General features: G+C 64.9%; 5 protein-coding genes. All 5 read left to right on the top strand.

Annotation, left to right across the window (positions count from 1 at the left end; translation table 11 throughout):
- Window positions 1-271, top strand: a 271-nt coding sequence (locus PMI15_RS04405; RefSeq protein ID WP_007864263.1) for a hypothetical protein, incomplete at its 5' end; no start/stop codon positions are given.
- Window positions 268-753 carry a hypothetical protein gene (locus tag PMI15_RS04400; protein ID WP_007864261.1) on the top strand — a complete coding sequence of 162 codons (486 nt, stop codon included), beginning with the start codon at window positions 268-270 and terminating at the stop codon, window positions 751-753. The genes PMI15_RS04405 and PMI15_RS04400, both read left to right, overlap by 4 nt.
- A 2-nt stretch (window positions 754-755) precedes the next feature.
- Entirely contained in the window at window positions 756-1130 is a 375-nt protein-coding gene (locus tag PMI15_RS04395) for a hypothetical protein (RefSeq protein ID WP_007864256.1), read from the top strand.
- On the top strand, window positions 1127-1381 hold the full coding sequence (locus tag PMI15_RS04390) for a hypothetical protein (RefSeq protein ID WP_007864254.1): 255 nt from the start codon (window positions 1127-1129) through the stop codon (window positions 1379-1381). The genes PMI15_RS04395 and PMI15_RS04390 overlap by 4 nt, the downstream gene beginning before the upstream one ends.
- The coding region (locus PMI15_RS04385; RefSeq protein ID WP_007864252.1) for a hypothetical protein at window positions 1378-1602 on the top strand (225 nt) is incomplete at its 3' end. The genes PMI15_RS04390 and PMI15_RS04385, both read left to right, overlap by 4 nt.

The raw sequence follows: 1602 nt of genomic DNA, 5'->3' as shown, positions 1-1602 counted from the left end.
CTGGCTGGGCGCGCTCGCCATAGCCGCCGTGCTGGTATTGCCAGCCGCACTGGAAGACATGCTGCGCGGCACGCCCAACGCCAGCCAGGAATGGGCCGACTCGCAACTGCTCAAGGACCTGCAGGCCAGCGAGGAAGGCAGCGCGAAGCGCCAGGCCATCGCGCAGCAGGTCTGCAATGAAGCCCGTGGCCCCAACAGCGAGGCCCGCTGGACGCCCGAGGGTCACCTCGTCTGCACAACGCGCCGCGGCGTCAGGCAGGTGGCGCTATGAACCTCCCTGAATGGCTCACGCCTACCGTGCTCCTGCTGGCGGTGTTCGCTGCGGGCATCTGCGGAGTTCTGTTCATCCTCTGGTTCATCCAGCGGCTGCAAGAGGTCGACGATGTCCTGGAATACCGCACCTGCGACCTGTCCACCATTGAGAGCGACGTGCGCACGCTGCAGGCCAAGGTGCCCGATGCGCCACGCAAGCAAAACATCATCTGGTCCAGCGGCATCGCCGATCCATTCCAGGGCCGCCACAAAGGCCGCCGTTTCTGGATAGTCGGCCAGCCACTGCAAATCGGCAAGACCGCAGCGGGGGTCATAGCCGCCGCCCACAATGCCGCCTATCGCGACAACCTGAATGGCACCACAACGCTCAATCCAGAGCCCAAGGGCTCCCGATTCCACGTTTTGTGGCTCACCACCTATGAGTCGGAGCGCCTGACGCCTGAGGTCGCGGGCACCATCCGCGCCCAAAACGAGGCGTAACCATGCTCGGCGCCGTCTCCATCCCTGCCGACGATGAATGCCTGAGCGTGCGCGTCTACCTGCGTATGCGGTGCTGCACCTGCAGCAAGCCAGGCGGGCCGCGCGGCATGGTCGTGCACGCCGGCAGCACGTGCCGGCAACTCTTTCCTGACGGCCTGGTGGCTCAGTGGCTCGGCGACGAAGCCACTGCCTTTTTCGAGGCCCACCAGGCCGAACTGGTGCCGGGCCGCTGCCTGGACCTGCGCCTTTACCACCTGCGCAACTTCAACGGCGAGTTGCGCGCCCGCATCAAGACCTGTGCCCTTGCGCCTCTTTCGCGCAGTTGGGTCAAGCACGCCGAGAAATCGGCATCAACCACCGAGGAGCATCACGCATGAAAAGTATCACGGTCGTTATCCACTGCAACGCCGCTGGCGCTGGCGTCACCGTCGAGACCAACACGGGCCCGCCACGGGTCGGCGAACCCCTCAACGCCGCCGAGGCGCTGGTCATGGACTTCCTGCGTGACTGCAAGGCCAGGTCCGCAGACATCCGCTATGGCCGCCCCGAGGCAACTCTCTGTGGCGAATTGCTGCAGGCCCAGCATGCCGCCGACCCATCAACCCAACCCGCCCACCACTCCGTATGAAATTCATCTGGAACATCATCGCCGCCATCGTGAGCCGCCCCAGGGTGGTTGATGCATTGATCAAGCGCGCCCAGCGCACACCCTACAGCAACATCACCTCCAGCGACGGCCAGGACGTGTACATGTACCGCTACTGGCTGTTCAACCCCTACAGCGAGGACAGCGGCATCAAGACTGGCGCCGGCAGCGAACAGGACAACCGCCGTTGGTCGTGGCTGGCG

It is taken from the genome of Polaromonas sp. CF318, assembly GCF_000282655.1.
Taxonomy (GTDB): domain Bacteria; phylum Pseudomonadota; class Gammaproteobacteria; order Burkholderiales; family Burkholderiaceae_C; genus Polaromonas.
Note: the sequence above shows the minus strand (reverse complement) of the source record. Positions and strands in the feature narration are given on the sequence as shown.

Excerpts from the sequence above, each read along its gene's own strand:
- PMI15_RS04390 (WP_007864254.1), top strand. The coding sequence starts at position 1,127 with ATGAAAAGTATCACGGTCGTTATCCACTGCAACGCCGCTGGCGCTGGC.
- PMI15_RS04400 (WP_007864261.1), top strand. The coding sequence starts at position 268 with ATGAACCTCCCTGAATGGCTCACGCCTACCGTGCTCCTGCTGGCGGTG.
- PMI15_RS04395 (WP_007864256.1), top strand. The coding sequence starts at position 756 with ATGCTCGGCGCCGTCTCCATCCCTGCCGACGATGAATGCCTGAGCGTG.